Origin of the sequence: Bacillus sp. FSL R9-9410, assembly GCF_038050385.1 — a bacterium.
Lineage (GTDB): Bacteria > Bacillota > Bacilli > Bacillales > Bacillaceae_G > Bacillus_A > Bacillus_A cereus_U.
This window is the reverse complement of sequence record NZ_JBBOTV010000001.1, coordinates 3,455,933-3,482,036: the sequence shown is the minus strand read 5'-3', so window position 1 is coordinate 3,482,036 and position 26,104 is coordinate 3,455,933. Positions and strand designations below refer to the sequence as shown.

Genomic DNA, 26,104 nt, shown 5'->3' with positions numbered 1-26,104 from the left:
TTAATTGCTTTATCTAGTTTTAGTGTGGAATATGTCTAGAAAACACCATGATCTTCTGCAAATCGTGAATTGTATTAAGTAGAGGTATTTATCCCGATTGGTGCGGGCTAATAATCAATGGGGGATGAACAAAACCCCCACTGATTAAAGTTTCACTTTATGAAATTGGGCGGAACTTTTCAGGGACAAAAGGTAGGGAAGAAGGGACAGAAACGGTCTCCAACTCAGGGTAACGTAGTCCAGTTAGTTTACCACCAAATACAGCACCAGTATCAATATTGACTGTATGATTCACAAAGCGAGGTTCATTGACAGGTGTATGTCCATAAACAATCCAAGTTTCACCCTTATACTCTTTCGCCCAATCTCGGCGGACAGGTGAGCCGTCAGGGTGTTTTTCGCCGGTCATATCACCATATAATACAAAGGTTTGTACTTTTTTATCTTGTCTTCCTATGTAATCTTGCCGAATACCAGCGTGACAGACGGTTAATTTTTTTTCATCCAGTATGTGATATAGCGGTGATTGTTCGTAAAGAGTAATGAATTTTTCTTTTATTATTTGTTGCTTATTAGAAGGCAATGCTTCATATTCTGCAACAGTTGTTTCGAGCCCATGAGCGATTGTAACATTACGTCCAAGGAAGAAACGATACAGTTTATTACAGTGATTCCCTGGAGCATAATAAGCATCTTTTCTATTTATTACGAGCTCCCATACAATTTCAATCATCCGTAATGAATGAGGACCTCGGTCTGTAATATCACCAACGAATGCAAGCCTTCGTTTTGCGTTATGAATTGGGATACCACTATCCCAGCTATACCCTAATTTCGTTGTTAAATCTTGAAACTCTTGGAAGCATCCGTGAATATCACCTATAATGTCATATTTCATATTTAAACCTCCAGCTCATTTTTTCATTAGTATATCTAAAATGGACATAGAAAAAAACCATACCGTTTTTCGATATGGTTCATTTAAACATAAAGATTTTAGTTCTTGAGCGTACGTTTAAAATAAATCCAATAGCAACCATATATGTGAGCAGTGAACTCCCGCCGTAGCTCATAAGCGGTAACGTTATTCCTGTAATAGGGAGTAAACCAATTGTCATCCCAATATTTTGGAATACTTGGAACGTAAACATTCCAATTGTACCAGCGCAAATATAACTACCGAAAGGTTCATTGCTTTCTAAAGCGATATGGATCATTCGGTAAATGAGTAAGAAAAAAAATGAAATAATAACACTTGCTCCTAAAAAACCGAATTGTTCAGCGATATTTGTAAAAATAAAATCTGTATGTGGCTCTGGAAAATATACTTGTCTATTTTCCCATCCTTTTCCTTGCATCTCTCCTGATCCAGTAGCTAAAAATGCTTGTCTTAATTGGTATCCTTGTGCGTCATATTTATAAGGTGCAAGCCAACCATAGAAGCGATTTAATTGATATTCTTTTAGAATGTGCTCTTTAAAGAACTCTGTATGCGTGAAATAAATATATGTTAAGGTAGAGCCTATGGCGAAAATACCGGAGGTTAATCCGAGGATAAAGCGCCAACGTATACCAGAAACTAAAACCATTGTTGCAAGCATCGCTGAAATGACCATTGTGTTTCCTAAATCAGGTTCTTTTGCGATTAGAAGTAGTGGAGGTAAACTAGCTGCAAATATTTTTAAAAGTAAAATGAAATCTTCACGAGTTGTCCGAAAAAGGTATTTTTCATTATGATTCGCTATAATTCGTCCAACGACGATAATCAAAAATAATTTCATAATTTCAGAAGGCTGAAAGTTTCCGATGCCTGGAAGTCTGTACCACGCGGTAGCCCCTTTAATTGTAACGGCGCCAGGAACTTGAAGTTCTAGGCCAATTAGAAGTATGAGTGCAAAGCTATATAAATACCAAGCAATTTGTTTATAGCGATCGAAATCAATAACCATAATAACACCAATGGCGATAAATCCAATGGCATACCATTGGATTTGTTTTAATACAAAATTTACGTTTTGTAAAAATGGTGGTAAAGAAGCTTGTGCACTTGCGATAGCAAAGCAACTAACAATCCCAATGGCAAATAAAATGAATATTAATATGTAGTCTATTTGATATTGAGTGTTCGGATCTTTCACTGTATGAATTCCTTTCTACTGCTCTATATTAGTGGGTTTTAGTTGGTGCATCACATAGTTTAAAAAGAATGTATGAACTATACGCATTATTCACGTACAGATCACACATTTTATTTTCACAGAATAGACTAATGATGTAACTCTTTTATAATTATGTCCAAACAATGGGAAAGACGTACATGTGCATCTGGAATGAGGTTTGGTAGCTGGCTATAATATTCTAAGGAACTTTTACACCATTTATAAGCGCTAATTAGACCTAGTCTATAATCTGTATTATCTTGTAAAAATCCGTATTCTTTTGAAGTTATAACGAGGTGCGTAAAATCCTCAGATCCTTCAAGAAGCTTGCTGTGTATTTGTTGCCCAGTGTGGTAGCGAAATTGGCTTAAAGGTTCGGATATGTATACTGCGTCTCCTTTAGAAAGTAAGGAAATCCATGATGCCATATCGACACTACAAGAATAGTGCCTCCCTTTTAGCGTGCCGAAAGGTTCAGTGAGTAACTGTTTTCTAAACAGAATAGTTGTAGGCTCACCGATAATGTTATGCCCACCTTTTAACATCCAGTCGCCTAAAAATATTCCGTTTAATTGAATGTCTTCGCTATATAATCTTTGTGTTGGATGAGCATCTCCAATTAAATTTCCGTGATCATCAATACGTACTCGATAAGAAGTTATAAGAGCGAGATTTTTATTTGTATCTTGCTCAAAATAAGCCATCATTTTTTGTATTTTATGATTATAAAACACATCATCGTCCATTAAAAAATTTATATACTCCCCATTAGATTTCTCTAAGAGCATAAGATCGTTATGAAATTGTCCTAAAGTAGTGGTGTTTCGAATGTATGTTATGTTTTTATAATTAGGTAAATACTGTTCATTTATTAAGATTTCTGTCTCATCATTTGTACTATCGTCTCCTATAATAATTTCAATGTTTGGATAAGTTTGTGCTAATGCACTTTCTAGAGCAATTTTGAAATAATGTGGTCGATTATAAGTGGGAATAAGGATGGAAACGAGAGGTGATTTTTTTTTATTATTCATACGAAACTACCTTTCAGAAGCTTTTTTTGTAAGAACGATATCTTGATAACTTGTATACTCATTTCTGCCGCACCATAAACCATAATGCGGTTTATTGATTACCTCTAAGCCATGTTTATTTAATAAGATGCGGATATCTTCTTCAGGATAGGCAACTGCGAAATTAGGAATATCTTTATTCACAACATAACAATTTTCAATTTGATGATAAAAACCTAATGTACTTAGCCCTGAATTTAAGTAATAGGATGATTCAGGGTTAATAAGAAAGAAGGTAATAAAACATCTCCCATCTTTTTTTAGAACACGTACAATCTCAGATACGTAATGTTCTAATTCTTTCGGAAGGAGGTGGGTAAATACAGAAGTTAAAAAAATAAAATCGAATGAATCGTCTTCATATGGAAATTTGTATTGAGAAGCATCTTCTTTTCCTTCTGGGTTGTAGAATTGATTATATATATCAACGTGTTCAAAATGGAAATTGCTACGGGCAGCTGAAATATTATTTTTGCACCATGTAATGCCATCTTTAAATAAATCAAATCCATAATAAGCTCCATCATCACCTAAGTAATTCATTAATGGAACCGCCATTCGACCGACACCACAACCTACATCTAACACTGTTTCATTGGATTTTAAACTACCAATTTGAATAAAATGCTTTATGAATTCTTTTCCAACCTTTTGAAAGTCGCCACCTACATATTGGACGAGTTCGGGAGGTGGGATTAATGCGATTTTTTTTTCAAGCTCGCTCATAATTTCACTCCTTCCTTGTAGTAAATAGGGAACCAACATTTTTAATATGCAGCTAACATTTTATAGTGGGAGGAAAAACGATATTAGAACTGTTGCGATATGTAAAAAGCTCCCTAGAACAACTGGAAATAGTAATGGGAGCTTTTGTTTTTATTTATCATGCTATTGGCGAAGGCTAATAATTAGTGTGAGGTGGAGAAACCCTAACTGAATAAAGTTTCGCCCTATTCTTTTCGCCAATAAACCCCGAATACATCGATTTTAGTAATAGGTGCTTTTAAGTTTCTTTGATTTCTAAAGTCTGTTACAGCATCTGCACATGCTGGTAATCCGTAATCATCAATAATAATATAGCCGCCTGTTGAAACTTTATCGTATAAGTTTACAAGACCATCCATCGTTGATTCATACATATCACCGTCAAGGCGAGCAATCGCAATTTTTTCTATCGGTGCTGACGGTAAAGTATCTTTAAACCAACCTTTTAAAAACTTTACCTGGTCATTTAATAAATCGTATTTTCTAAAGTTTTCTTGTACTTGTTCTAAAGAAACACGTAAATAATCAAAGCTGTGTAAGTAATCGCCGAAATCTCTCGGGTATTGTTCTAAATTCGGTGTTGGCAAACCTTCAAATGAATCAGCAACCCAGACATTACGATCAGTAATGTTGTTTGCTTGTAAAAAACCATTCATAAAAATGCACGATCCCCCGCGCCACACACCTGTTTCAATAAAATCACCTTCTATATTTTCACGGACAACTGTTTCTAATGCTTCATGTAATTGATTCATTCGTTCCCGGCCGATCATACTGTGTGCTGCTCTTGGCCAATCCATCCCATCTTGACGTTCACTTTTTAAAACATCTGGTTTCACAATTTTCAAGTTATGGTTTTCAGCATATTGCTTAATGAATAAAGGAAGTGGTACGGTAACTGGTTCATATGGAAGTTCCTTAGAAATATGTAATGAAGCAGGTAAATATGGCTCATACTCTAGCCATATTTCAAATAAAATTGTTTTCTTTAACAACTCGAGATAAAGCTGAACAGCAAATTTATTTTCCATTTAGGTGCCTCCTGCGAAATGTCATACAACAATATGATTATGTGGATAGTGCTGGTTTCATGAATGAATTCATAATTGAAAAAGCAGTAAAACTGATATCAGTTTTACTGCTAAGTAAAAAATCAAGCGATTTTTTCAATGATAATGGATGCACTTGTACCAAGAGCTAGAGATAATCCGAGTCCTGTAACAACAGCTTCAACCATTGATGGAGTTATTGTAATTTGTGTAATTGCCTGGATAACGAGAGGCGCTCCAAGTGAGATTAAACTTGTTCCAGCGCCAGGTATATTAACGCCGTTCACTTGAATTGCGAGGCTACCTAATATACTTACTGCTGCAGTATATGCGATAACAGTAATTTTATAGAATCCAGTTTCACTTATGATGAAAGTATCAGCGTCTAATTGAGAAATTGCTGTACCAAACTGAGATCCAACCGTGTTAAACGGTACAGGATCATTAATTCCAAGAGCTAAAGAAATTGTAGCAGAGTTAAATGCATACAATCCTGCTGGAAGTCCTAATCCAGATGGTCCAGTCGGCCCAGTCGGCCCAGTCGGCCCAGTCGGTCCAGTGGCACCAGTGTCTCCAGTCGGCCCAGTCGGTCCAGTTGCGCCAGTGTCTCCAGTCGGCCCAGTCGGTCCAGTTGCGCCAGTGTCTCCAGTCGGCCCAGTCGGTCCAGTTGCGCCAGTTGCGCCAGTCGCGCCAGTTGTACCAGTTGTACCAGTGTCTCCAGTCGGCCCAGTCGGCCCAGTCGGCCCAGTCGGCCCAGTCGGTCCAGTCGGTCCAGTAGGCCCAGTTGGCCCAGTCGGTACGGTAGGTCCAGTAGGTCCAGTAGGCCCAGTAGGTCCAGTAGGTCCGGTTGGAAGTGTAAACGGTGGTATTGGTGGTAAAGTTGGACCTACAAGATTAGGATCAAATGCACTAGCTGATAAGAATTCATCAGGATTTAAGCCATCTGAATAATTATTATTTGACATAAATTCACCTCCATAAAGCTTTCATTATATAGTAGATGCAAAATCGCAAGAAAATGACACGGACATTTGAATTATTAAAAAGAAATCTTAAATAGCTTGAACAAGTTAAAAAAATGGAAAGTTTATTGTATGTATAACATATGATTGAGTTGGAAGAGGGTGATTATGTTGAACAAGCAAGGAATTACAATTAGTCTATGTATGATTGTTCGCGATGAGGAAAATACAATAGATCGATGTTTGGACGCGGTAGAAAAAATTGTTGATGAAATTATTGTAGTTGATACAGGATCCACTGATCGAACGAAGGAAATTGTAGCAAAATACACTTCTAACATACACGATTTTCCGTGGGTTGATGATTTTGCGGCAGCTAGAAATTTTGCGTTTTCAAAAGCAACGCAAGAATATATATTATGGTTAGATGCTGATGATGTGTTATTAGAGGAAGCTCAAGAATCACTGAAAACATTAAAACGAGAGTTAGATGGTAAAGTTGACGCTGTTTCTATGCCTTATTATCTTGTAATGGATTCTAATGGGAAACCTTTATATTGCACAAGAAGATATCGACTTGTAAAGCGTGAAAAACAATTTCAATGGTTTGGAAAGGTGCATGAGTATTTAGCTGTTTCTGGTGAGATTTACAATAGTAATGTCGCCATTACACATAAGAAAGAAAAAGAAATAACGAATCGTAATTTGAAAATTTTTCAAAATGCTGTAGCAGCTGGAGAAGAATTAAGCCCGAGAGATTTATTTTATTACGGTAATGAATCTATGGATAATCAAAAATACGACGATGCGGTTCTTCTGTATGAAACATTTCTTAATCAAGAGGAAGGATGGCATGAAGAGAAAATTTATGCATGTGGTAAGTTAGGAGATTGTTATGCGAAGTTAGGAGACTGGGAGAAGGCAGTTGAAACTTGTACGAAGTCGTTTCGTTATGGTATTCCTAGAGGAGAGAATTGTACAAGAATAGGATATATATATATGGAACAACAAAAGTATAATGAAGCGATATTTTGGTTTAAGCTAGCAACTGAAGTGCCGCTAGCAGAGGATAGTCCTTTTCACAGTCCGGCTAGTTATACGTGGATTCCATATTTACAAATGTGTATTTGTTATAGCAGATTAGGAGATCAAGATAAAGCTTATTATTATAATGAATTGGCAGCTTCTTATGTTCCGAATAATGCTGCGATTGAATATAACCGTAAATATTTTAGAGGCGTCTATGATAAACAATATAAAATGTAATTTGTTCTATTTTTAGGAAATGACTTGTCGTTATTCTAATGATAGTAGAATGGCTATATATTAGAGTATCGGTAATGCAACCAATAGAGATGGCATCCTTTGTAGAATATCTTTTGTTTATATTTCAAATTCAATTTGCATAAGGAGTGTGTGAAATGAATCGGGAGAAAAGTTCTTTATACGAAGAAAAATCTAAACATTATTATAATGCGATAAATCCTAATTTATTCAAGCATATAAAAAAGGAATGGCAAGAAGTTCTTGATATTGGTTGCTCGAGCGGTGCATTAGGAGCGGCTATAAAAGAAAATGGAGCACGTGTATCAGGAATTGAGGCGTTCCCAGAGGCTGCCGAAAAAGCGAAAGAAAAACTAGATCATGTTATTTTAGGTGATATAGAAACAATGGATCTTCCTTATGAGAAGGAACAATTTGATTGTGTCATATTCGGGGATGTATTAGAGCATTTATTTGATCCGTGGGCTGTCATAAAGAAAGTAAAGCCATATATAAAAGAAAATGGTGTGATTTTAGCTAGCATACCAAACGTTGCGCACATTTCAGTATTAGCTCCCTTACTCGCTGGAAATTGGACGTATACAGAATATGGCTTATTAGATAAAACGCATATTCGTTTCTTTACTTTTAATGAAATGCTAAGAATGTTTTTAAAAGCAGGATATTCTATTAGTAAAGTAGATCGTGTATATGTTGATCATAAAATATATGAGCCACTTATTGAAGAGTTATATGGAATTTGTAAAAAGTATCGTCTTGGAAGTGGCTTCATGGCTGAGACAGTTGTATTTCAATATATTATTGAAGCAGAAAAATCACAATTATGAGTGCTGCAGAAAAAACAATACTATTTGTTACATGTATAAATGATCGGAAATTGTATGCACAATGTGCGCGACATATATTGAAATTGGCAGTACCTCCTGGGTATACTATACAATTTATGCCGATTCGAAATGCAAAAAGTATGACGAGCGGATACAATCAAGCCATTTCACATCCAGCGAAGTATAAAGTGTATTTACACCAAGATGTCTTTATTATAAATGGAGCCTTTCTATACGGATTAATTCAATTATTTGAGGAGCATGAACATCTTGGGATGATTGGGATGGTTGGATCCCAATATGTTCCTCCAAATGGTGTATGGAACGAAGGGCGTGGGATTGTCGGGAAAGTCATTGGTTATATGAACGATTTGTTTTATATGGCAAGTTTAGAGCAACCATTTCATGAATCGAAAACATTTATTCCTGTGGAATGTATTGACGGTTTATTGATGGCGACACAATATGATATTCCGTGGCGAGAGGACTTATTTGATGGGTTTGATTTTTATGATGTATCCCAATCTTTTGAATTTAAAAAAGCTGGGTATACAGTCGGTGTCCCTGTGCAGCGTGATGCTTGGTGTATTCATTATCATTTCGATGTAAATATGACGAACTATGAAAAGTATAGAAAAGTATTTGTAGAGAACTATATGTCAGATGTGAATAAGGAAGAATAGAGGGCTACAAAATGAAAGATCATACAATATTAGTCGTTGTTTGTGTAAATAATGAAGAGCTTTTCGAGCAATGCGAAAGGCAAATAAGAAACATTGTTGTTCCCCCTGGCTATGTAGTGCAAATTTTTCCGATACGAGATGCGAAAAGTATGGCAAGTGCGTACAATCGAGCACTTTCATATCCGGCGAAATATAAAGTATATATACATCAAGATACTTACCTTATTAATCGTGATATGTTTTGTACCCTCATTTCTCTTTTTAAAGAAAATGAAAAGCTTGGTTTAATTGGAGTAGCTGGTGCTCAGTTTTTACCGAGTAACGGGATATGGTGGGAAGGGAAAAATTTAGTAGGGAAAGTGATTGAGTACAGAAGACGGAATTATCAATTATTAAATTTGGATCAGGGGTTTTATGGAGATCAATCTTTTATGTCAGTGCAAGCAATCGATGGTTTACTCATGGCAACGCAGTATGATATTCCGTGGCGAGAGGATTTGTTTCAAGGATTCCATTTCTATGATGTGTCACAGTCTTTAGAATTTCAAAAGGCTGGATATTTAATTGGTATCCCTAATCAAGCAAATTTATGGTGTATTCATTACAACGGAGATGAGTTTGATGCGGATACATATGAGAAATACCGGGAAATTTTTGTGGAACATTATAAAGATGTGCTATCTCCATCATAAGGGAGAGATGAAGGATGAAAGGGATTATTTTAGCAGGCGGGACAGGGTCGAGATTATATCCAATAACGAAAGTAACAAATAAACATTTACTTCCCGTTGGGCGGTATCCGATGATTTATCATGCGGTATATAAGCTGAAGCGATGTGAAATTACAGATATTATGATTATTACCGGTAAAGAGCATATGGGAGATGTTGTGAGCTTCCTAGGAAGTGGTCAAGAATTTGGTGTGTCCTTTACGTATCGTGTGCAAGATAAGGCGGGCGGGATTGCGCAGGCGCTAGGACTTTGTGAAGATTTCGTAGGAAATGATCGGATGATAGTTATATTAGGAGATAATATCTTTTCAGATGATATTCGCCCGTATGTTGAAGAGTTTGCAAGTCAAAAAGAAGGGGCTAAAGTGCTGCTTCAATCTGTAGAAGATCCCGAGCGATTTGGTGTAGCGCATATTCAAGGCCGAAAAATAATTGAAATTGAAGAAAAGCCGAATGAGCCGAAAAGTTCTTATGCTGTTACGGGAATTTATTTGTATGATTCGAAAGTCTTTTCTTATATAAAAGAATTAAAACCTTCCGCAAGAGGGGAACTTGAAATTACAGATATAAATAATTGGTATTTAAAACGAGGAGTACTTACTTATAATGAAATGAGCGGCTGGTGGACTGATGCGGGAACGCATGCTTCTCTTCAAAGAGCGAATACGTTAGCGCGGGATATAAACTTTGGGAAACAGTTTAATGGAGAATAGGTGAAAATATGAAAGTTGTAGAAACAAATTTTACCGATGCGAAATTGTTAGAACCGAGATTGTTTGAAGACGAGCGAGGTTTTTTTACTGAAAGTTATAATAAGAAGATGCTAGAAACGTTAGGGATTACGCATTCATTTGTGCAAGATAACGTATCTTATTCAGCGCATTCGGGGACGATTCGAGGGCTACACTTTCAAAAAAATCCGAAAGCACAAACGAAACTCATTCAAGTTATGCAAGGTGCAATATATGATGTTATCGTTGATTTGCGAAAAGATTCACCTACATTTAAAAAGTGGAGAGGTTATATTTTAAGCGCAGATAATCATAGGCAATTATTAGTGCCGAAAGGATTTGCTCATGGTTTTTGTACAATTGTACCTCATACAATTGTTATGTATAAAGTAGATGAGTATTATAGTGCTAATCACGATTCCGGTTTGCTTTGGGAAGATAAAGAATTATCAATTCCATGGCCGGTAACAAATCCTATCTTGTCCGATAAGGATCGAATATTACCATTACTTCAGGAATATGAAGATAGTTTTTAAGTAGGAGAGTTGTTTATGAATATATTAGTTACAGGTGGAGCTGGATTTATTGGAAGTAATTTCATTCACTATATGTTAAAAAACTATGAAACATATAAAATCATTAATTACGATGCATTAACATATAGCGGGAATTTAAATAATGTAAAGTCTATTCAAGACAATCCTAACTACTCATTTGTAAAAGGGAAAATCCAAAATGGAGAGCTGCTGGAACATGTTGTTAAGGAACGTGACGTGCAAGTAATTGTAAATTTCGCAGCTGAATCACATGTGGATCGTAGTATTGAAAACCCAATTCCTTTTTATGATACGAATGTAATAGGTACAGTCACGCTGTTGGAGTTAGTGAAAAAATATTCACATATTAAACTCGTGCAAGTATCAACAGATGAAGTATACGGTTCTTTAGGGAAAACAGGAAAGTTTACCGAGGAAACCCCGCTAGCTCCTAATAGTCCATATTCTTCAAGTAAAGCGAGTAGCGACATGATAGCCTTATCTTATTATGAAACGTATCAATTACCAGTTATTATAACGCGTTGTTCTAATAACTACGGACCGTACCAATATCCTGAGAAATTAATTCCGTTAATGGTTACGAATGCGCTTGAAGGAAAGAAACTACCATTATATGGTGATGGATTGAATGTAAGGGATTGGCTGCATGTAACGGATCATTGTAGTGCAATTGACACCGTTTTGCATAAGGGATGTGTAGGAGAGGTGTATAATATCGGCGGAAATAACGAAAAAACAAATGTAGATGTTGTGGAACAAATTATAAAACTTTTAGGAAAAACGAAAAAAGATATTGAATTTGTAACAGACCGTTTAGGTCACGACCGTCGTTATGCGATTGATGCACAAAAAATGAAGAATGAGTTTGAATGGGAACCGAAGTATACGTTCGAACAAGGATTAAAAGAAACGGTGGAATGGTATAAAAACAATGTGGACTGGTGGAAACCACTAAAAGAAAAGTAAGGGGCATGTAGATGAAAGAACGGATTATCATAACGGGAGCGAACGGTCAGCTAGGGAAGCAACTACAAGAAGAGTTGAATTCTGAGGAATATGACATATATCCATTTGATAAAAAGTTATTAGATGTAACAAATATATCCCGAATTAAGCAAGTGGTACAAGAAATAAAGCCACATACAATTGTTCATTGTGCAGCGTATACGAAGGTAGATGGTGCTGAGAAAGAAGAGGATCTTGCTTACTTAATAAATGCGATTGGAGCTCGAAATGTAGCGGTTGCTTCACAATTAGTAGGGGCTAAGTTAGTGTATGTCAGTACCGATTATGTATTTCCAGGTGACAAACCGGATGGCTATCATGAATTTCATAATCCAGCACCGATAAATATATATGGAGCTTCTAAATTTGCAGGAGAGCAGTTCGTAAAAGAGTTACATAATAAATATTTTATAGTTCGTACATCGTGGTTGTATGGTAAGTATGGAAATAATTTTGTGAAAACGATGCTACGATTAGGAAAAGAGAGAGAAAACATATCTGTTGTAGCGGATCAAATTGGCTCTCCTACGTACGTGGCAGATTTAAATATGATGATTAATAAGCTCATTCACACTTCTTTATACGGTACGTATCACGTATCTAATAGAGGATCATGTTCTTGGTTTGAATTTGCCCAAAAAATATTTTCGTATGCAAATATGAAAGTGAATGTATTACCTGTTTCAACTGAAGAATTCGGATCGGCGGCTGCGAGACCAAAATATTCTATCTTTCAACATAACATGCTACGATTAAATGGTTTTTTACAAATGCCTACTTGGGAAGAAGGATTAGAAAGGTTTTTTATAGAAACAAAAAGTCATTAACAAATTTATGTTAGTGACTTTTTTGTTTGCCTTTAAGAGGTTTTATGGTACTATAATTATAGTATCAGGTACTAATAACAAGTATAAGTATTTCTGGGAGGATATATCATGGAACTATTACAAGGGAAAACATTTGTTGTTATGGGCGTTGCGAACCAAAGAAGTATTGCATGGGGAATTGCTCGCTCTTTGCATAATGCAGGTGCAAAATTAATATTCACATATGCAGGAGAGCGTTTAGAAAGAAACGTTCGTGAACTAGCGGAAACATTAGAAGGACAAGAATCACTTGTATTACCTTGTGATGTAACGAATGATGAGGAACTTACAGCTTGCTTTGAAACTATTAAGCAAGAAGTTGGTACAATTCACGGTGTTGCACACTGTATTGCTTTTGCAAATCGTGATGATTTAAAAGGCGAATTTGTAGATACTTCTCGCGATGGATTTTTACTTGCACAAAATATTAGTGCATTCTCTTTAACAGCTGTAGCAAGAGAAGCGAAGAAAGTGATGACAGAAGGCGGAAATATTTTAACTTTAACATACCTTGGCGGCGAGCGCGTTGTGAAAAACTATAACGTTATGGGTGTTGCGAAAGCTTCATTAGAAGCTAGCGTGAAATATTTAGCGAACGATTTAGGACAACATGGCATTCGCGTTAACGCTATTTCTGCAGGACCAATTCGTACGTTATCTGCGAAAGGTGTAGGCGACTTTAACTCAATCTTAAAAGAAATTGAGGAGCGCGCACCACTTCGTCGTGCGACGACTCCAGAAGAAGTTGGAGATACAGCAGTATTCTTATTCAGTGATTTAGCACGCGGAGTAACAGGTGAAAACATTCATGTTGATTCAGGATATCATATTCTAGGGTAAATATAATTTTAATTTTTAAAGGACAGTCTCTAAACGTTGAGACTGTCCTTTTTAATTGTTCCCAGAAAGAACGATTTTTAACGAAAGTTCTAGCCACGTTATGAATATAACTATAATAGTACACGATTTATCCAGCTACGTATGGAAGTGGGAGGGACGAGTGTGAAGAATAAAAATAAAAGTTCAACAGTTGGAAAACCGTTGTTATATATTGCACAAGTAAATTTAGAACTCGCTGCACCGAAAATAAAAAGAATTATTTTAACGAATTTTGAAGATGAGGATCAAAAAGAGCAAAGTAATAGAAATGAAACTATTGTAAGTAGTGCTGTGGAAGAAGTGGTAGAACAAGAGAAACAAGAACCACGAGAGGAGCCTCAAGTGGAGGTGGAAGAAAAAGTAGAGGAAGAGCAAGTGAGAACGGTCCCTTACAATAAATCCTTTAAGGATATGAATAATGAAGAAAAAATTCATTTTTTATTAAATCGTCCTCATTACATTCCAAAAGTAAGATGTAGGATAAGAACGACTACCGTCTCATATATAGGATCGATTATATCTTATCGTAATGGCATTGTATCCATTATGCCACCAAATAGTATGAGAGATGTTCGGTTATCTATAGAAGACATCAAAACGATTGATATGGCCGGTTTTTAAATATGTAAAGGTGGTAGAAAGCTTCTACCACCCCAATAGTTTTTTAGTTTACTTAACTATAGAAACGTCGCGTAAGCACTGAATAGCACAGAAACAGCTTAAATCAACAGTAATGCAAGTAGATGTCGATATTAATCTTGCATTTGGTACAGCTAAAAACGTACAAATTGGATCGTCGTTAGGTGGTACAGGAGACCCATCACCTAATACTACAGTTAACACACGTAGGACAGCACAGCTATCGTCATCTACGCTTTCTACACGGAAAATTGGAGATTGGCAGCTAGTAAGGCTTGAAGATGGTGCAAATGCTTCAAATGGCGTTCCAGCTTTTGTGTATAAAATAAAAGGGCGTGTATTTGCTACTGCTGCAGTATTGTGTGCTCCTAAAAATGGGATTTCACAACCAGAACCACATGTTGAACTAGAGCAATCTTGTAGTTCATTGATGAATTTTACGACGTCAACTACGCAGTGAGAAGAGCTATGGTGTTTATTTTCGTTACAACTCATTAATGTCACTCCTTATCTTCTTGTTTGTATTTACATTAATAAGATATTGGAGTGGGGGAGATTTGGTCACAATCTTAAGACCTTTTTTTTTAAATAGGCTAAAGAGGATAGGGAAGGTGGAATTATGTTATTTACAAGCTGGCTTTTATTTTTTATTTTTGCGCTAGCTGCTTTTAGGTTAACTCGTCTTATTGTTTATGATAAAATTACAGCTTTTTTGCGAAGACCGTTTATTGATGAGTTAGAGATTACAGAGCCTGATGGAAGTGTATCGACTTTTACAAAGGTGAAAGGGAAAGGATTAAGAAAGTGGATTGGAGAATTATTAAGCTGCTATTGGTGTACAGGTGTGTGGGTTAGTGCTTTTTTATTAGTTTTATATAAATGGATTCCTATTGTTGCAGAGCCTGTACTAGCATTATTAGCCATTGCAGGTGCAGCAGCGATCATTGAAACAATTACAGGATATTTTATGGGAGAATAATAAAGTGAAACTCTAATCAGTGGGGGCATTGCCCGCTTGTTATTAGCCCGCACCAATCGTGATAAATCTTCATGATGTTAGAAAAAGCGGAGTTTAAGAGGATGCGGGAACGGAAATAAAGAGTTGTTCATATAGTAAATAGACAGAATTGACAGTAGAGGAGATGTTTGCTGTGAGCAATAATCCAAGGCGAAATTCATATGATCTACAGCAGTGGTATAACATACAGCAACAGCAACAAGCACACCAACAGGCATATCAAGAACAGTTACAGCAACAAGGGTTTGTGAAAAAAAAGGGATGCAACTGTGGGAAAAAGAAGAATACAATAAAACAATATGAAGAATGAAACACTCATGTTACGGTGAGTGTTTTTTATTGTAAAAATAAAAAGCGGTATTTCAATTAAGAAATACCGCTTTTTACTAGCTAATTTGTGCAACTGTTAATGCTGCAGCACGGATGTCTACAGTTCCAAGCAGTTCAACTGGTACAATTTGAATTAAGTCACCAGGGTTTAAGTTAATAAGAATAACACCACTGGATACGTCTACTTCACCAGTACCAATAACGTTAGAGCGAACCGCTGTACCTGATCCAGGAATAATGTTAGCTGGTGTACCTAATGATAAGAAGAAACGACCAGCTTCTGGTGCAGTAGGAACGTTATCAAGACTGATCGTTAATGTATAACTGATTTGATAAATACCAGCTACTTGAATTCGAATACCGTCTCCGACACTTACTGTATTATTTATTACAGGAACAGTAATATTTGGGTTTGGACTTACGCTAGGTAATAGTAGTGGTGTGAATAGTGAAGCGAACTGAGGTGCAGAAGCGTTGAAAGCAAAACCGAAGGCAGGTAGTGTACTAGCTGGTTTCGCCTCACAATCAATGTTATTAAATTCGCAATCAGAAGAGAACATGTTTTTCACTCCTTTATCTGTTTCTACTTCTAGTTAATGAAAAGGACAGGTTCTATGTTCTAGACAAGTTCCCAATTTTATAAAAAATACATAATAATACCTTTTAAGCATGGATTGGGTGGCAGAATCATCTGCCACCCAATCCATGCTTAAATTAGTATTCAGTTTTATATAGAAACATCGCGTAAGCATTGAATAGCGCAGAAGCAACTTAAATCAACAGTAATACAAGAGGAGGTTGATACTAATCTTGCATTTGGTACAGCTAAAAATGTACAGATTGGATCGTCACCAGGTGGTACAGAGGTACCATCACCTAAAACTACAGTTAATACACGCAATACAGCACAGTCATCATCATCTATACTCTCTACACGGAAAATTGGAGATTGGCAGCTAGTAAGGCTTGCAGATGGTGCAAATGCTTCAAAAGGTGTTCCAGCTTTTGTGTATAAAATAAAAGGACGTGTATTCGCTACTGATGCAGTGTTATGTGCTCCTAAAAATGGAACTTCGCAACCAGATCCGCATGTTGTAGTTGCGCATTCTTGTAGTTCATGTATAAAACGAACGACATTTGATACACAGTTAAAATCACAATCATGGTGATGATGATCTTCATTACAATTGCAGCTCATTATGTTCACTCCTTATCGTGAGTTCTGACATACACTATTACAATATGAACGGGATATGATTGATATTACGTTAATTCTCAGGATAGAAACAGGGAATTTATATAGAGGGGATGTACATATCTTGATATGGAAAAAGACACCCATTATTTAATGGATGTCTTTTCAGGTAAATCTTTTCCCGCAGTATATAAAAAACGAGATATATCTAATTTCTTTCCTCTGAAAAATTGCGGGGAGGAAATGTAAAGTTCTTCTTTTGCGCGTGTAATGGCGACATAGAGTAATCGTCGTTCTTCTTCTAATGCTTCAGAAGTCTCTGTCACACGGTCATTTGCATCTTTTAAAGAAGAAGTATGCGGCAATATACCATCGCTTGCTCCGAGTAAAAAGACGCATGGAAACTCAAGGCCTTTCGCGTTATGAATTGACATAAGCGATACAGCATCTTTTTGCGGCATTGTTTTTAATGCTTCCATTTCTTTTTGACCTTGAATGGCCTCATTAATAAATTGTAAGTAAGCTGGAATATCCGTAAAGCGAGTTGCTGATTCCATTAATTCTTCTAACATTTCTTCTTGTATGTCCTTATGCATCGTAAAGGAAGAACGATCATTACTTTGTAAGTACTCTAAATACTTTCCTTTACCATGAATAATTTCTTTCAATGCTTTTTTCGGTTCAAGTTCTTTTATAAACTTAATAAAATCGATTCGCTCATTTACCTTTTTAACTTGAAAAGGTTTCAAGCTTGGGTTTAGTAATAGGAAATGAAGAAGGGAAGGGAACCGGCCCTCACCATATTTCCATTGTTCACGTTCAATAAATGAAATGCACTCATCACGGCCAATATACATTGTTGGTAATATATTTGAAAGTGATTCGAGGCGGAACGGTTCTAGTACGAGTCGTAAGTGATCTAATACGGGCCTAATTAAAGAATGTTCGTAGAACGATTGGCTCGCTCCATGTTTAATAAATGGAATCTTGTGAATTGTAAGCTGATCAAGTAAAGAACGGCTTACAGAATGTGTACGATATAATAAACAAAAATCTTTATAATTTCGTTCACCACTATCTACTTTTTCCTGAATGAGTTGCAAAATTTGATTTGCTTCATCAAGAGTTGTCGCAGGTCGTGCATAAAACGGCTGCATGCCATCGTTACGAACAGAATATAGCTCTTTATCAAAACGTTCTTGATTGAGCTTAATAACTTCATTTCCAAGTCCGACGATAAATGGATTAGATCGATAATTCGTATTAAGTGCGATAATCGTTGTATTTTCAAATTCCTTTGGAAAAGATAAAATAATTTGGTGACTTGCCCCTCGCCAGCCGTAAATCGCTTGATCGTCATCACCTGCGATAAATAAATTATTTCTCGGCGTGGCTAACAATTTTACAATTTCATATTGTGCATACGACGTATCTTGAAACTCATCTACTTCAATGTAATGAAAACGCTCTTGTAATTGAGTAAGCAGGGGAGCGTTATTTTCTAACATATAATACATTTCTAATAAGATGTCGTCAAAATCGATATAATTGTGTCGTTGTTTTACCTCTTCGAAACGTTCGTATACTTCTTTGAACTCTTGTTCAACTGGTGTTTTCGCTTTTACATCTTTCGGACGATTCAATTTGTTTTTCTCAAGTGAAATCATAGCGAGTATCGTTTCGGCATCATAATCGTCTTTTAAGCGCAATTCTTTCAAAATTTTCTTTATCATAATTTGTTTATGTTTTTCATTTGCTAAAATTTGCTGATTATATCCTTGACTACGAAGCAATTTTAAAAAGACAGAGTGGAATGTACCAGCAACGACATAGTTACTTGCGGCATGATTCATACCGGGTAAATTCGCTACACGGCTTCGAATTTCTTCAGCTGCTTTTTGTGTAAATGTCAGTAGCAAAATATTTCGCGGATGGACATGTTTTACATTAACTAAATAACCAACGCGAGTTGTTAAAACAGATGTTTTACCACTTCCAGCACCAGCTAGTGTAAGAACAGGTCCTTCTGTCGTTTGCACTGCTTCTAACTGTTTTTCATTTAAATAAACACCTTGCTGTTCTAAAGCGCGGAAATACGCCGCATCTGCATCTTCTTCCCTAATTAAATGGGTAGATGTTTTCGGAATATGATACGTCGCTTGCGGAATGCCAGCGTGTGTTAACGATTTTTGTGAAAATTTTTCTTGTGTCATATATTCACCTTCAAAACTATAGCATCAACATTTAACTTTAGCGGAAGAAAAAGAAAATAGCAATGTAAAAAACAGGAGGGGCTACCTCCTGCTACAAAATTATAATTCTTTTATCATTACGACGTGCGGGATATTTGCTTCCATAAACACATCAGAAGCCGTCACGTATCCTAGCTTTTTATAGAAAAATTCAGCATGTGTTTGAGCATGGAGTTTCAATTTCGGTAGAGACTCTTCTTTTGCATACGCTTCAAGTGCATCCATAATGATTTTGCCAATGCCTTTTTTGCGATGGGAGGCTAGTACGCAAATGCGTTCCATTTTCCCAACTCCATCAACAATGCGAAAGCGGCCCGCACCGACTGGAATGTCATTATCATATACAACAACGTGCGCCGAAGTATCTTCAAATTCATCATACTCTTCTTCAGAAGAAACACGTTGTTCTTCTACAAAAACCTGTTTACGTACAGAGAATGCATCACTTAGCTGCTCGTCTGTTTGTACGATTTGTGCGTGCAAATTAGTTGTTCCCCTTTCCAAGATGGAATGTTTCATGTACAGTCCATGTTCCGTTTTCTAATTGATATAGAAGGTGGAAACGATCGATTGGTTGCTCATAATAGAAATCTTTCATACGTAATCGACCTAATACATCAGCGTGCTCTGCATCTGATAGGCTTTGACCGATTGTTAAATGGGGTACGAAAGAGTACTCGCGCTCTTGTGTAAAGAAACCATTATGCATTTCTTCATTTAAGAAAGTAAGTTCAGGTGTTTTTTCTACTTTAAAATAAAGAACATTATTAACAGGTGCGAATGAACCAACTTTTCCAACATGAAGGGTGAAAGGGTTCGTTTTGTTTGCGATTGTATGTAACTCATTCACAATCGATTCTAATTGTTCATCATCTTGCGTCTCAAAGGGTGTTTTCAATGTAATATGTGGTGGAACTAATGAGTAATGTGGATCATAACGTTTACGCAATCCGTTCGCTTTATCTTGAATCATTTTTGATGGGAAAATTACAATTCCTAATTTCATGTTCCAATTCCTCCCTTTGCAAGTCTGGTTAGATTTTGAGAATAAATCTCTTTATCTATTATATCAAATTATTCTGAATACCGCTCTCTATTATTTCATTGATAGAATATGAGAAAATGCTTTCGGTAAATCTGCTTGCCAATATTTCCATGTGTGATTCCCTTCAAACTCTTCATAATGCGTGATGAAATTTCTATCTGTAAGTAGTTTATTTAACTCGCGATTTGGTTCTACGAAATCAGATACTTGTCCGTCTGTACGCTTGACAGCTGTTTCTTCGGTCCCAATTACGTGATAAAGATCTAGCGCCCCCGGATTTTTGAAATCTTTTGCTAAGTTCATGACTGTTTCATCAACAAATGGTGATTGCATAACGACCTTACCAAATGTATGCGGATACATAAGTGCGGTCATGAAGGAAACTGTACCGCCGAGAGAATCTCCAATTAAAACGCGCCCTTTACCCATTTGATACGTTGGATAATTTTCATCAATATATGGAGCAAGCTCATGAGCAAGGAAACGAATGTAAGCGGCATTCTTTACATCGCTCGGGAAATATTTTTCCTTACGATCGTGTACATTTTTATATGGAATACCGACAATAATTGTGCGGTCGATTTCTTCAGTTTCACGAAGACGCTCAATTACACGGTGCGCTTTACCGAGCTGAAAATAATCTCTACCATCTTGTGCAATAACAACCGTATGCTTATGGAGAGGTGTGTAATTTACTGGTAAATAAACAAGAAGTGTAAGCTCCTCTTGAAGTGATGTACTAAAAAATGAAATTTCTTCAATTCTCCCTATTGTTTGATTCATGTATATCCCCCTAAATAAAAATTTACTGTAATGATTGTAAGAGCGACGCTTGTAGTGAAAAGGAAAGAAATAATCACTAATAGGTGCCTTGATTTCTATTTTACCATAATGGTACGAAGAATCTAAAAAATTAGTATTTAAGTTATGAAAGAAAACGGATATAATGAAGTGGGATTTTTTACAGGTGAGAGGGGAGACAGGATTTGAAACAAGAAAAATCAATCGCACTACCATTAGCAATTTCCATTATAGCAATTTCATTCGCAGCTGTTTTTGCAAAGATGTCCTCAGCACCATCTTCAATTTTAAGTATGTATCGATTATGGATTATCGTACTTATTATGCTGCCTATCGTTTGGAAAAAACGGGAAGAGTTTAGTAGGATTCAAATGAAAGATTGGGGATTTTTAATTGGATCTGGTTTCTTTTTAGCTCTTCATTTTCTTTTATGGTTTGAATCCTTAAAGCATACGACAGTTGCTAGTTCGACGATTATTTTAGCACTTCAACCAATCGTATCTTTAGTGGGAGGTTTTTTCTTATTTAAAGAAAGAACAACCTATTCAGCAATTGCGACGATGGGAATTGCGATACTAGGCGTAATGTGTATTGGCTGGGGAGATTTAGGGCTAAGTGAGCAAGCAATTTATGGGGATATATTATCCTTTTTAAGTGTAATAGCAGTTGTTGGTTATTTATTTATCGGACAAACGACAGTAAAGAAAGTATCTCATTGGATTTATAGTTTCACTGTATTTGCCTTCGCGGGTATATTTATAGCGATTTATAACGTTATACTTCAAGTGCCATTTACAGGCTATACGAAGTGGGATTGGAGTATTTTTCTTTTACTTGCGATTGTACCGACAGTGTCACACGTCATTAATAATTGGTTATTAAATTACGTAAATGCAACAACGATTTCAATGAGCATTTTAGGAGAACCAGTTGGGGCATCTATACTAGCGTTCTTCTTACTTGGAGAAAAATTAAATGCAATGCAAATTATCGGTAGCATGCTCGTATTGTTTGGTGTATCTGTTTTCTTACTACAGCAACAAAAGCGAACAGCAAAAAATGTGGTGAACGAACCGATGTATACACAGGAATTATAATGTTAGGGGAGAAAAGAGAAGTTGTGATACTTCTCTTTTTGTTTTATAGAAATTTAAGTGAAGAAGGGGGAGAGAAATGGAAGAGATATTAAAGAAGTATATGAAGAGTTTTACAACATTAAGTGAAGAAGAGCAGCAACTGATCCTCAGTGAATTACAAATTGAAGAATATAAAAAAGGAACAGTGCTCCTAAGACAAGGAGATGTTCCGTCTAAATGTTATTTTGTATTAAAAGGATGCGTGAGGCAGCACTGTATAGATGAAGCAGGGAGAGAGGTTACATCAAATTTTTATACAGAAGAACAAGCAATCGTAAATTTTAATCATCATAAACAAGATAAATCATCCCCGCATACGTTAACGTGCCTAGAAGATTGTATAGTTGTAGTTGGCGATCTGTATAGTGAAAAGGACATGTATAAGAAATATTCACAGTTAGAAGAAATGACGCGCCAAATGATTGAATACAATTTTGGTGAAGTACAAGAAGAACTTACATTATTTATTGCATCGACACCAGAAGAGCGCTACAAATCATTATTACAAAAACGACCTCATTTAATTCATCGTGTTCCTCAATATCAATTGGCAAGTTATCTAGGTATTACGCCAGAATCATTAAGCAGAATTAAGAAACGACTCAAACAGTAGAGTTTTTTCCACCTCTAAGCAATAGCCATATACTAAATCCTAGTTCACCTGCGATCATCGGTAGTGGAAAGACAACGTTAAGAATGGAAATAATCGCATCATATTGTGAAAACATCGTATTCATTACGTTAATGATGATATAGCCGATTGCAGCAATGAGCAGTAATATACTAATAGTTTTCGGTATGTTTTTAGATTGAAAGGTTACGTATCCTAAGGTGAGAAGATGTAAACCGAAAATGATTAATCCTACAGACCAAATGTATTCAAAAGCTTCTAGAAATAACATTGTATATGCTTCTGAATGAGCAACTGTGCTTTTTGAAAGAAGTAATACAAATGTTAAATTGAATATAGCAATCCCAAGTATAGCTGTATACATAAGACGAAGACAGGTAGCTAGTAATGAGAGGCTAGCATGGATAGGTTTTAGAAAGAAATAAAGAGCCCACGAGGTGATAATATCCGTAATGAAAATGATAATCCATCCAAAAATTTCTGCTTTGAAAAGTGAACTGGAAGTTTGAATATTATGGAGTGTCGTGCTCGAATCTCCTTGTACAACGAGATTTCCGTGAACAAAACCGTAAGAAAAAAATGCAGCGAATGCCATAATAAGAAGAGAAGTACCAGCAAATAAGGCAAACTTTCGTTCATTCATATGTCGTCCTCCTATTTCAATATTACTTTTATTTTAATAAGAGAAGGAGGGGAATTCATTGACTTAAATCAAGAGAGGAGGAGTTTAATGGAATTTCCATCAAAAAAAGATGTATGGTTATATCCAATCTTTTTCATTGTTTTAGGCGCCTGTTTCGCTCCAATATTTGCAGGGCAGGAATATTTCCTCCTGTTTTTCACAATTCCGTTAGCAATACTATTTTCTTGGAGTTGGTTTTCAACAAAATATATTGTAGGAGAAGAAGAGATTACTATTACATCAGGTCCCGTTAAAAAACGTATATTTATACGAGACATAAAACGAATTTCCAATACAAAAAATCCAATCGCAGCTCATGCACTATCATTCGATCGATTAGAAATTCTATACGGATCATATGAAACAGAACTTATTTCTCCAAGAAATAAAGAAGAATTTATTTTGTTGTTAAAAAGAAAAAATTCTGGGATTGAGATAAAGTGAAACTTTAATCAGTGGGGGTTTTGTTCATCCCCCACTATTAGCCCGACTCCCACCTAACTTCTTTGCTCCAGCCGAATTTTGAGGTGGGAGTCTTACTGCCCGCAAATAGCGGGATAAAGTAAGAGAGTGGATTCATATCCACTCTCTTTATGTCACTTTGGATTTGTCATATAAGGTTGTACGTGAACGACACATAAGTCGCGGAATTTTCCTTCAGCAGTTGTGACAATAACAACTGCTCTTCCCGCACTTTTTCCTGTAATCGTTACTGTCTCGCCTTTCGGATAGATGGTGATGATTTCGGAATTCATATTTGTCCAAATAAGCTCTTGATTCTTTGCCTGCATTGGCAAAACGGAAGCTGATAAATCGGCACTTTGTCCGGTTTTTATTTTAAGCTTATTTTTCTGTATATGAATACCAATTACAGATATAACAGAAGGAGCAATTGAAATTTTGGGCGGATTAGGTTGTATGTTTAAACGAGAAGTAGAAGTGTTTGTGATAGGTGAAAATTTTCTTGTATTTTGTTGCTGTAAAGGTGCTAACATTGTGGAGTCCCCTTTCTGTATAGGTGTCGATACTAATAATATAAAGGAAGAATGTTATAGTAAATTTAACGGAACATAAAGAAATTGTTAAATTCGAGAAGAATATTGTCGAACTGCGGTTAAAAGAAAGCTCTGCTGTTATCGTAACAGCAGAGCTTTCTTTTTATAGATTATGAATATGTTGTTTTTCAAAATTCTCAAATTGCTCTTCAACTTCTTTTGAAGGTTTAGTTAGTAAACTAACAATTATGATCACTATTAAACTAATAGCGAAACCAGGAATCATTTCATATAAGAAATCTTTTAAGAATGTAAACTGTGTCCAAATAATTACTGTGGCTGCACCTGAAATCATACCAGCAAGCGCGCCCCATTTCGTCATACGTTTCCAATATAAGCTTAATAAAATAGCAGGTCCAAATGAAGAACCAAATCCAGCCCAAGCATATCCAACAAGAGCTAAAATCGTATCATTTTGTTTAAGCGCTAATGCACATCCAATTAAAGCAACGCCAAGAACAGCCATACGACCGACAAATACAAGTTCTTTATCAGAAGCATCACGCTTAAAGAATGTTCTATATAAGTCTTCTGTTACTGCACTTGAAGTAACGAGAAGCTGAGAAGAGATTGTGCTCATAATAGCTGCTAAAATAGCCGCTAATAAAAATCCAGTAATAAGTGGATGGAATAAAATTTTTCCAAGTTCAAGGAAAATTGTCTCTGGGTTAGATAATGTCAAACCTTGTTGTGAATAGTAAGCAATACCGATAAGACCAGTAAACATAGCTCCGACAACAGAGAAAATCATCCAGCTCATACCAATTCTTCGTGCGCTTTTAATTTCTTTTACAGACGAAATGGCCATAAAGCGTACGATAATATGAGGTTGTCCAACATAACCAAGGCCCCATGCGAATAAAGAAATCATTCCTAAAGTAGAGGCACCTTTAAAAATATCTAAACGTGTTGGATCTACAGATCGAATTGTATCAAATGCAGGTCCAAGTCCGTTTGAATTCATAATTGTTACAATAGGAACAAGAATAAGAGCAATTACCATAATGATTCCTTGCACGAAATCTGTCCAACTTACTGCTAAGAAACCACCAAATAGTGTGTAAGCTACAACAACGCCTGCTACAATGAGTAATCCAACATGATAGTTCATACCAAATGAATTTTCAAATAATACAGCGCCTGAAACTAGTCCTGAAGCTACATAGAAAGTAAAGAAAATCATAATAACAAGTCCGGATACTAAGCGTAGCATGTGAGATTTGTCGTGGAAGCGGTGTTCCAAAAATTCTGGGATAGTAATAGAGTTGTTTGCAATTTCAGAGTAGGTACGTAAGCGAGGAGCGACATAAAGCCAGTTTGCGTATGCGCCTAGTGTTAGGCCGATCGCAATCCAACTACTACTTAATCCAACGCTAAACATTGCACCGGGTAATCCCATTAAAAGCCAACCACTCATATCGGATGCTCCAGCACTTAATGCTGTTACTGCGGGGCCTAGTGTACGCCCGCCAAGCATATAATCTGTTAAGTTGGACGTTCGTTTGTAGGCGAAATAGCCGATTACTAACATCCCGAGCATGTAAATAGAGATAGAAGTTAAAGTTAACATCTGCGTACTCATGTAGTTCCCCTTCCTTTTGTCATGTCTTTTGATGCATTTTGCATATTTATAATCTATCATGATTATTCAGAAAAATCCATGCGCAAATAAGAATTTTCTGAAATTTAAGCGTTTTTTGACAGCTCTTTACTTTTGGGATATATAACTTTTTGGCAAAAAACCTTAAT

General features: G+C 36.2%; 31 protein-coding genes. 15 read left to right on the top strand and 16 right to left on the bottom strand.

The features are described 5' to 3' along the window. Positions 1-157 precede the first annotated feature (157 nt). From prpE to MKX77_RS18100, 6 genes are all read right to left on the bottom strand, one after another. Positions 158-898, bottom strand: coding sequence for a bis(5'-nucleosyl)-tetraphosphatase PrpE (gene prpE / locus MKX77_RS18125; protein ID WP_341307416.1), 741 nt, complete (start codon positions 896-898; stop codon positions 158-160). A gap of 79 nt (positions 899-977) precedes the next feature. Further along, complete coding sequence (locus MKX77_RS18120) at positions 978-2,138, bottom strand: FtsW/RodA/SpoVE family cell cycle protein (protein ID WP_063217374.1); 1,161 nt, start codon at positions 2,136-2,138, stop codon at positions 978-980. Positions 2,139-2,266: 128 nt separating this feature from the next. Then, complete coding sequence (locus MKX77_RS18115; protein WP_215574588.1) at positions 2,267-3,193, bottom strand: glycosyltransferase family 2 protein; 927 nt, start codon at positions 3,191-3,193, stop codon at positions 2,267-2,269. 6 nt (positions 3,194-3,199) lie between these two features. Beyond that, complete coding sequence (locus tag MKX77_RS18110) at positions 3,200-3,958, bottom strand: class I SAM-dependent methyltransferase (protein WP_341307415.1); 759 nt, start codon at positions 3,956-3,958, stop codon at positions 3,200-3,202. Between the two features lie 224 nt (positions 3,959-4,182). Further along, complete coding sequence (locus tag MKX77_RS18105) at positions 4,183-5,028, bottom strand: TylF/MycF family methyltransferase (RefSeq protein ID WP_341307414.1); 846 nt, start codon at positions 5,026-5,028, stop codon at positions 4,183-4,185. A gap of 122 nt (positions 5,029-5,150) precedes the next feature. Beyond that, the gene (locus tag MKX77_RS18100) at positions 5,151-6,011 is read right to left on the bottom strand and encodes a BclA C-terminal domain-containing protein (protein ID WP_341307413.1); all 861 of its coding nucleotides are present in this window, start codon (positions 6,009-6,011) and stop codon (positions 5,151-5,153) included. A gap of 165 nt (positions 6,012-6,176) precedes the next feature. On the opposite strand from MKX77_RS18100, the gene MKX77_RS18095 reads away from it, so the two are divergent. The 10 genes from MKX77_RS18095 to MKX77_RS18050 all read left to right on the top strand — a co-directional run bounded on the left by MKX77_RS18095 (position 6,177) and on the right by MKX77_RS18050 (position 14,192). After that, a complete protein-coding gene (locus MKX77_RS18095; RefSeq protein ID WP_002064275.1) occupies positions 6,177-7,274 on the top strand; it encodes a tetratricopeptide repeat-containing glycosyltransferase family 2 protein in 1,098 nt (365 codons plus the stop codon). Between the two features lie 155 nt (positions 7,275-7,429). Further along, positions 7,430-8,119 carry a class I SAM-dependent methyltransferase gene (locus MKX77_RS18090; protein ID WP_341307412.1) on the top strand — a complete coding sequence of 230 codons (690 nt, stop codon included), beginning with the start codon at positions 7,430-7,432 and terminating at the stop codon, positions 8,117-8,119. Continuing rightward, positions 8,116-8,802, top strand: a complete 687-nt coding sequence (locus MKX77_RS18085; RefSeq protein WP_002140852.1) for a glycosyltransferase family protein — start codon at positions 8,116-8,118, stop codon at positions 8,800-8,802. Before MKX77_RS18090 ends, MKX77_RS18085 begins: the two co-directional genes overlap by 4 nt. Before the next feature lie 11 nt (positions 8,803-8,813). After that, on the top strand, positions 8,814-9,494 hold the full coding sequence (locus MKX77_RS18080; RefSeq protein ID WP_341307411.1) for a glycosyltransferase family protein: 681 nt from the start codon (positions 8,814-8,816) through the stop codon (positions 9,492-9,494). A gap of 14 nt (positions 9,495-9,508) precedes the next feature. Then, the gene (locus tag MKX77_RS18075; protein WP_341307410.1) at positions 9,509-10,246 is read left to right on the top strand and encodes a sugar phosphate nucleotidyltransferase; all 738 of its coding nucleotides are present in this window, start codon (positions 9,509-9,511) and stop codon (positions 10,244-10,246) included. 8 nt (positions 10,247-10,254) lie between these two features. Beyond that, the gene (rfbC, locus tag MKX77_RS18070; RefSeq protein ID WP_341307409.1) at positions 10,255-10,800 is read left to right on the top strand and encodes a dTDP-4-dehydrorhamnose 3,5-epimerase; all 546 of its coding nucleotides are present in this window, start codon (positions 10,255-10,257) and stop codon (positions 10,798-10,800) included. A gap of 15 nt (positions 10,801-10,815) precedes the next feature. Then, a complete protein-coding gene (gene rfbB / locus MKX77_RS18065) occupies positions 10,816-11,787 on the top strand; it encodes a dTDP-glucose 4,6-dehydratase (protein WP_341307408.1) in 972 nt (323 codons plus the stop codon). An 11-nt stretch (positions 11,788-11,798) separates the two neighbouring features. Beyond that, on the top strand, positions 11,799-12,653 hold the full coding sequence (rfbD, locus tag MKX77_RS18060; protein ID WP_341307407.1) for a dTDP-4-dehydrorhamnose reductase: 855 nt from the start codon (positions 11,799-11,801) through the stop codon (positions 12,651-12,653). A 108-nt stretch (positions 12,654-12,761) separates the two neighbouring features. Beyond that, on the top strand, positions 12,762-13,532 hold the full coding sequence (gene fabI, locus MKX77_RS18055; RefSeq protein WP_002011384.1) for an enoyl-ACP reductase FabI: 771 nt from the start codon (positions 12,762-12,764) through the stop codon (positions 13,530-13,532). A 141-nt stretch (positions 13,533-13,673) separates the two neighbouring features. Next, on the top strand, positions 13,674-14,192 hold the full coding sequence (locus MKX77_RS18050) for a CotO family spore coat protein (protein ID WP_341307406.1): 519 nt from the start codon (positions 13,674-13,676) through the stop codon (positions 14,190-14,192). A gap of 48 nt (positions 14,193-14,240) precedes the next feature. On the opposite strand, the gene exsY is transcribed toward MKX77_RS18050, so the two are convergent. Further along, positions 14,241-14,705 (bottom strand): exosporium assembly protein ExsY, encoded by a 465-nt coding sequence (gene exsY / locus MKX77_RS18045; RefSeq protein WP_002086941.1) that lies wholly within the window; start codon positions 14,703-14,705, stop codon positions 14,241-14,243. Between the two features lie 124 nt (positions 14,706-14,829). On the opposite strand from exsY, the gene MKX77_RS18040 reads away from it, so the two are divergent. After that, a complete protein-coding gene (locus tag MKX77_RS18040) occupies positions 14,830-15,189 on the top strand; it encodes a DUF1360 domain-containing protein (protein WP_000899658.1) in 360 nt (119 codons plus the stop codon). A gap of 163 nt (positions 15,190-15,352) precedes the next feature. Continuing rightward, complete coding sequence (locus tag MKX77_RS18035) at positions 15,353-15,538, top strand: hypothetical protein (protein ID WP_061674949.1); 186 nt, start codon at positions 15,353-15,355, stop codon at positions 15,536-15,538. Between the two features lie 76 nt (positions 15,539-15,614). Here MKX77_RS18035 and exsF read toward each other — a convergent pair whose 3' ends face one another. From exsF to MKX77_RS18005, 6 genes are all read right to left on the bottom strand, one after another. Then, positions 15,615-16,118 carry an exosporium protein ExsF gene (gene exsF, locus MKX77_RS18030; protein WP_002011391.1) on the bottom strand — a complete coding sequence of 168 codons (504 nt, stop codon included), beginning with the start codon at positions 16,116-16,118 and terminating at the stop codon, positions 15,615-15,617. Positions 16,119-16,285: 167 nt separating this feature from the next. After that, the gene (cotY, locus tag MKX77_RS18025; protein WP_113769138.1) at positions 16,286-16,756 is read right to left on the bottom strand and encodes a spore coat protein CotY; all 471 of its coding nucleotides are present in this window, start codon (positions 16,754-16,756) and stop codon (positions 16,286-16,288) included. 143 nt (positions 16,757-16,899) lie between these two features. Then, the gene (locus MKX77_RS18020; RefSeq protein WP_341307405.1) at positions 16,900-18,966 is read right to left on the bottom strand and encodes an ATP-dependent helicase; all 2,067 of its coding nucleotides are present in this window, start codon (positions 18,964-18,966) and stop codon (positions 16,900-16,902) included. 99 nt (positions 18,967-19,065) lie between these two features. Then, the gene (locus tag MKX77_RS18015; protein ID WP_341307404.1) at positions 19,066-19,488 is read right to left on the bottom strand and encodes a GNAT family N-acetyltransferase; all 423 of its coding nucleotides are present in this window, start codon (positions 19,486-19,488) and stop codon (positions 19,066-19,068) included. Position 19,489: 1 nt separating this feature from the next. After that, positions 19,490-20,011, bottom strand: a complete 522-nt coding sequence (locus MKX77_RS18010; protein WP_215555595.1) for a YjcG family protein — start codon at positions 20,009-20,011, stop codon at positions 19,490-19,492. A 90-nt stretch (positions 20,012-20,101) separates the two neighbouring features. Further along, positions 20,102-20,833 (bottom strand): alpha/beta hydrolase, encoded by a 732-nt coding sequence (locus MKX77_RS18005; RefSeq protein ID WP_199675218.1) that lies wholly within the window; start codon positions 20,831-20,833, stop codon positions 20,102-20,104. 203 nt (positions 20,834-21,036) lie between these two features. Between MKX77_RS18005 and MKX77_RS18000 the strand changes: the two genes are divergently transcribed. Both MKX77_RS18000 and MKX77_RS17995 read left to right on the top strand, forming a co-directional pair. Then, on the top strand, positions 21,037-21,948 hold the full coding sequence (locus tag MKX77_RS18000) for a DMT family transporter (RefSeq protein WP_341307403.1): 912 nt from the start codon (positions 21,037-21,039) through the stop codon (positions 21,946-21,948). Positions 21,949-22,024: 76 nt separating this feature from the next. Continuing rightward, positions 22,025-22,600 carry a Crp/Fnr family transcriptional regulator gene (locus tag MKX77_RS17995; RefSeq protein WP_341307402.1) on the top strand — a complete coding sequence of 192 codons (576 nt, stop codon included), beginning with the start codon at positions 22,025-22,027 and terminating at the stop codon, positions 22,598-22,600. Here the strand turns inward: MKX77_RS17995 and MKX77_RS17990 are convergent. Then, positions 22,590-23,261, bottom strand: coding sequence for a DUF4386 domain-containing protein (locus MKX77_RS17990; protein ID WP_341307401.1), 672 nt, complete (start codon positions 23,259-23,261; stop codon positions 22,590-22,592). The two genes, MKX77_RS17995 and MKX77_RS17990, sit on opposite strands and share 11 nt — an antisense overlap. Before the next feature lie 87 nt (positions 23,262-23,348). Between MKX77_RS17990 and MKX77_RS17985 the strand changes: the two genes are divergently transcribed. After that, the gene (locus MKX77_RS17985) at positions 23,349-23,744 is read left to right on the top strand and encodes a PH domain-containing protein (RefSeq protein WP_341307400.1); all 396 of its coding nucleotides are present in this window, start codon (positions 23,349-23,351) and stop codon (positions 23,742-23,744) included. Positions 23,745-23,896: 152 nt separating this feature from the next. Here the strand turns inward: MKX77_RS17985 and MKX77_RS17980 are convergent, their stop codons facing one another. Together MKX77_RS17980 and putP are read right to left on the bottom strand one after the other, a co-directional pair. Continuing rightward, positions 23,897-24,295 (bottom strand): Ig-like domain-containing protein, encoded by a 399-nt coding sequence (locus MKX77_RS17980; protein ID WP_341307399.1) that lies wholly within the window; start codon positions 24,293-24,295, stop codon positions 23,897-23,899. 163 nt (positions 24,296-24,458) lie between these two features. After that, the gene (gene putP / locus MKX77_RS17975) at positions 24,459-25,937 is read right to left on the bottom strand and encodes a sodium/proline symporter PutP (RefSeq protein WP_341307398.1); all 1,479 of its coding nucleotides are present in this window, start codon (positions 25,935-25,937) and stop codon (positions 24,459-24,461) included. Positions 25,938-26,104 lie beyond the last annotated feature (167 nt).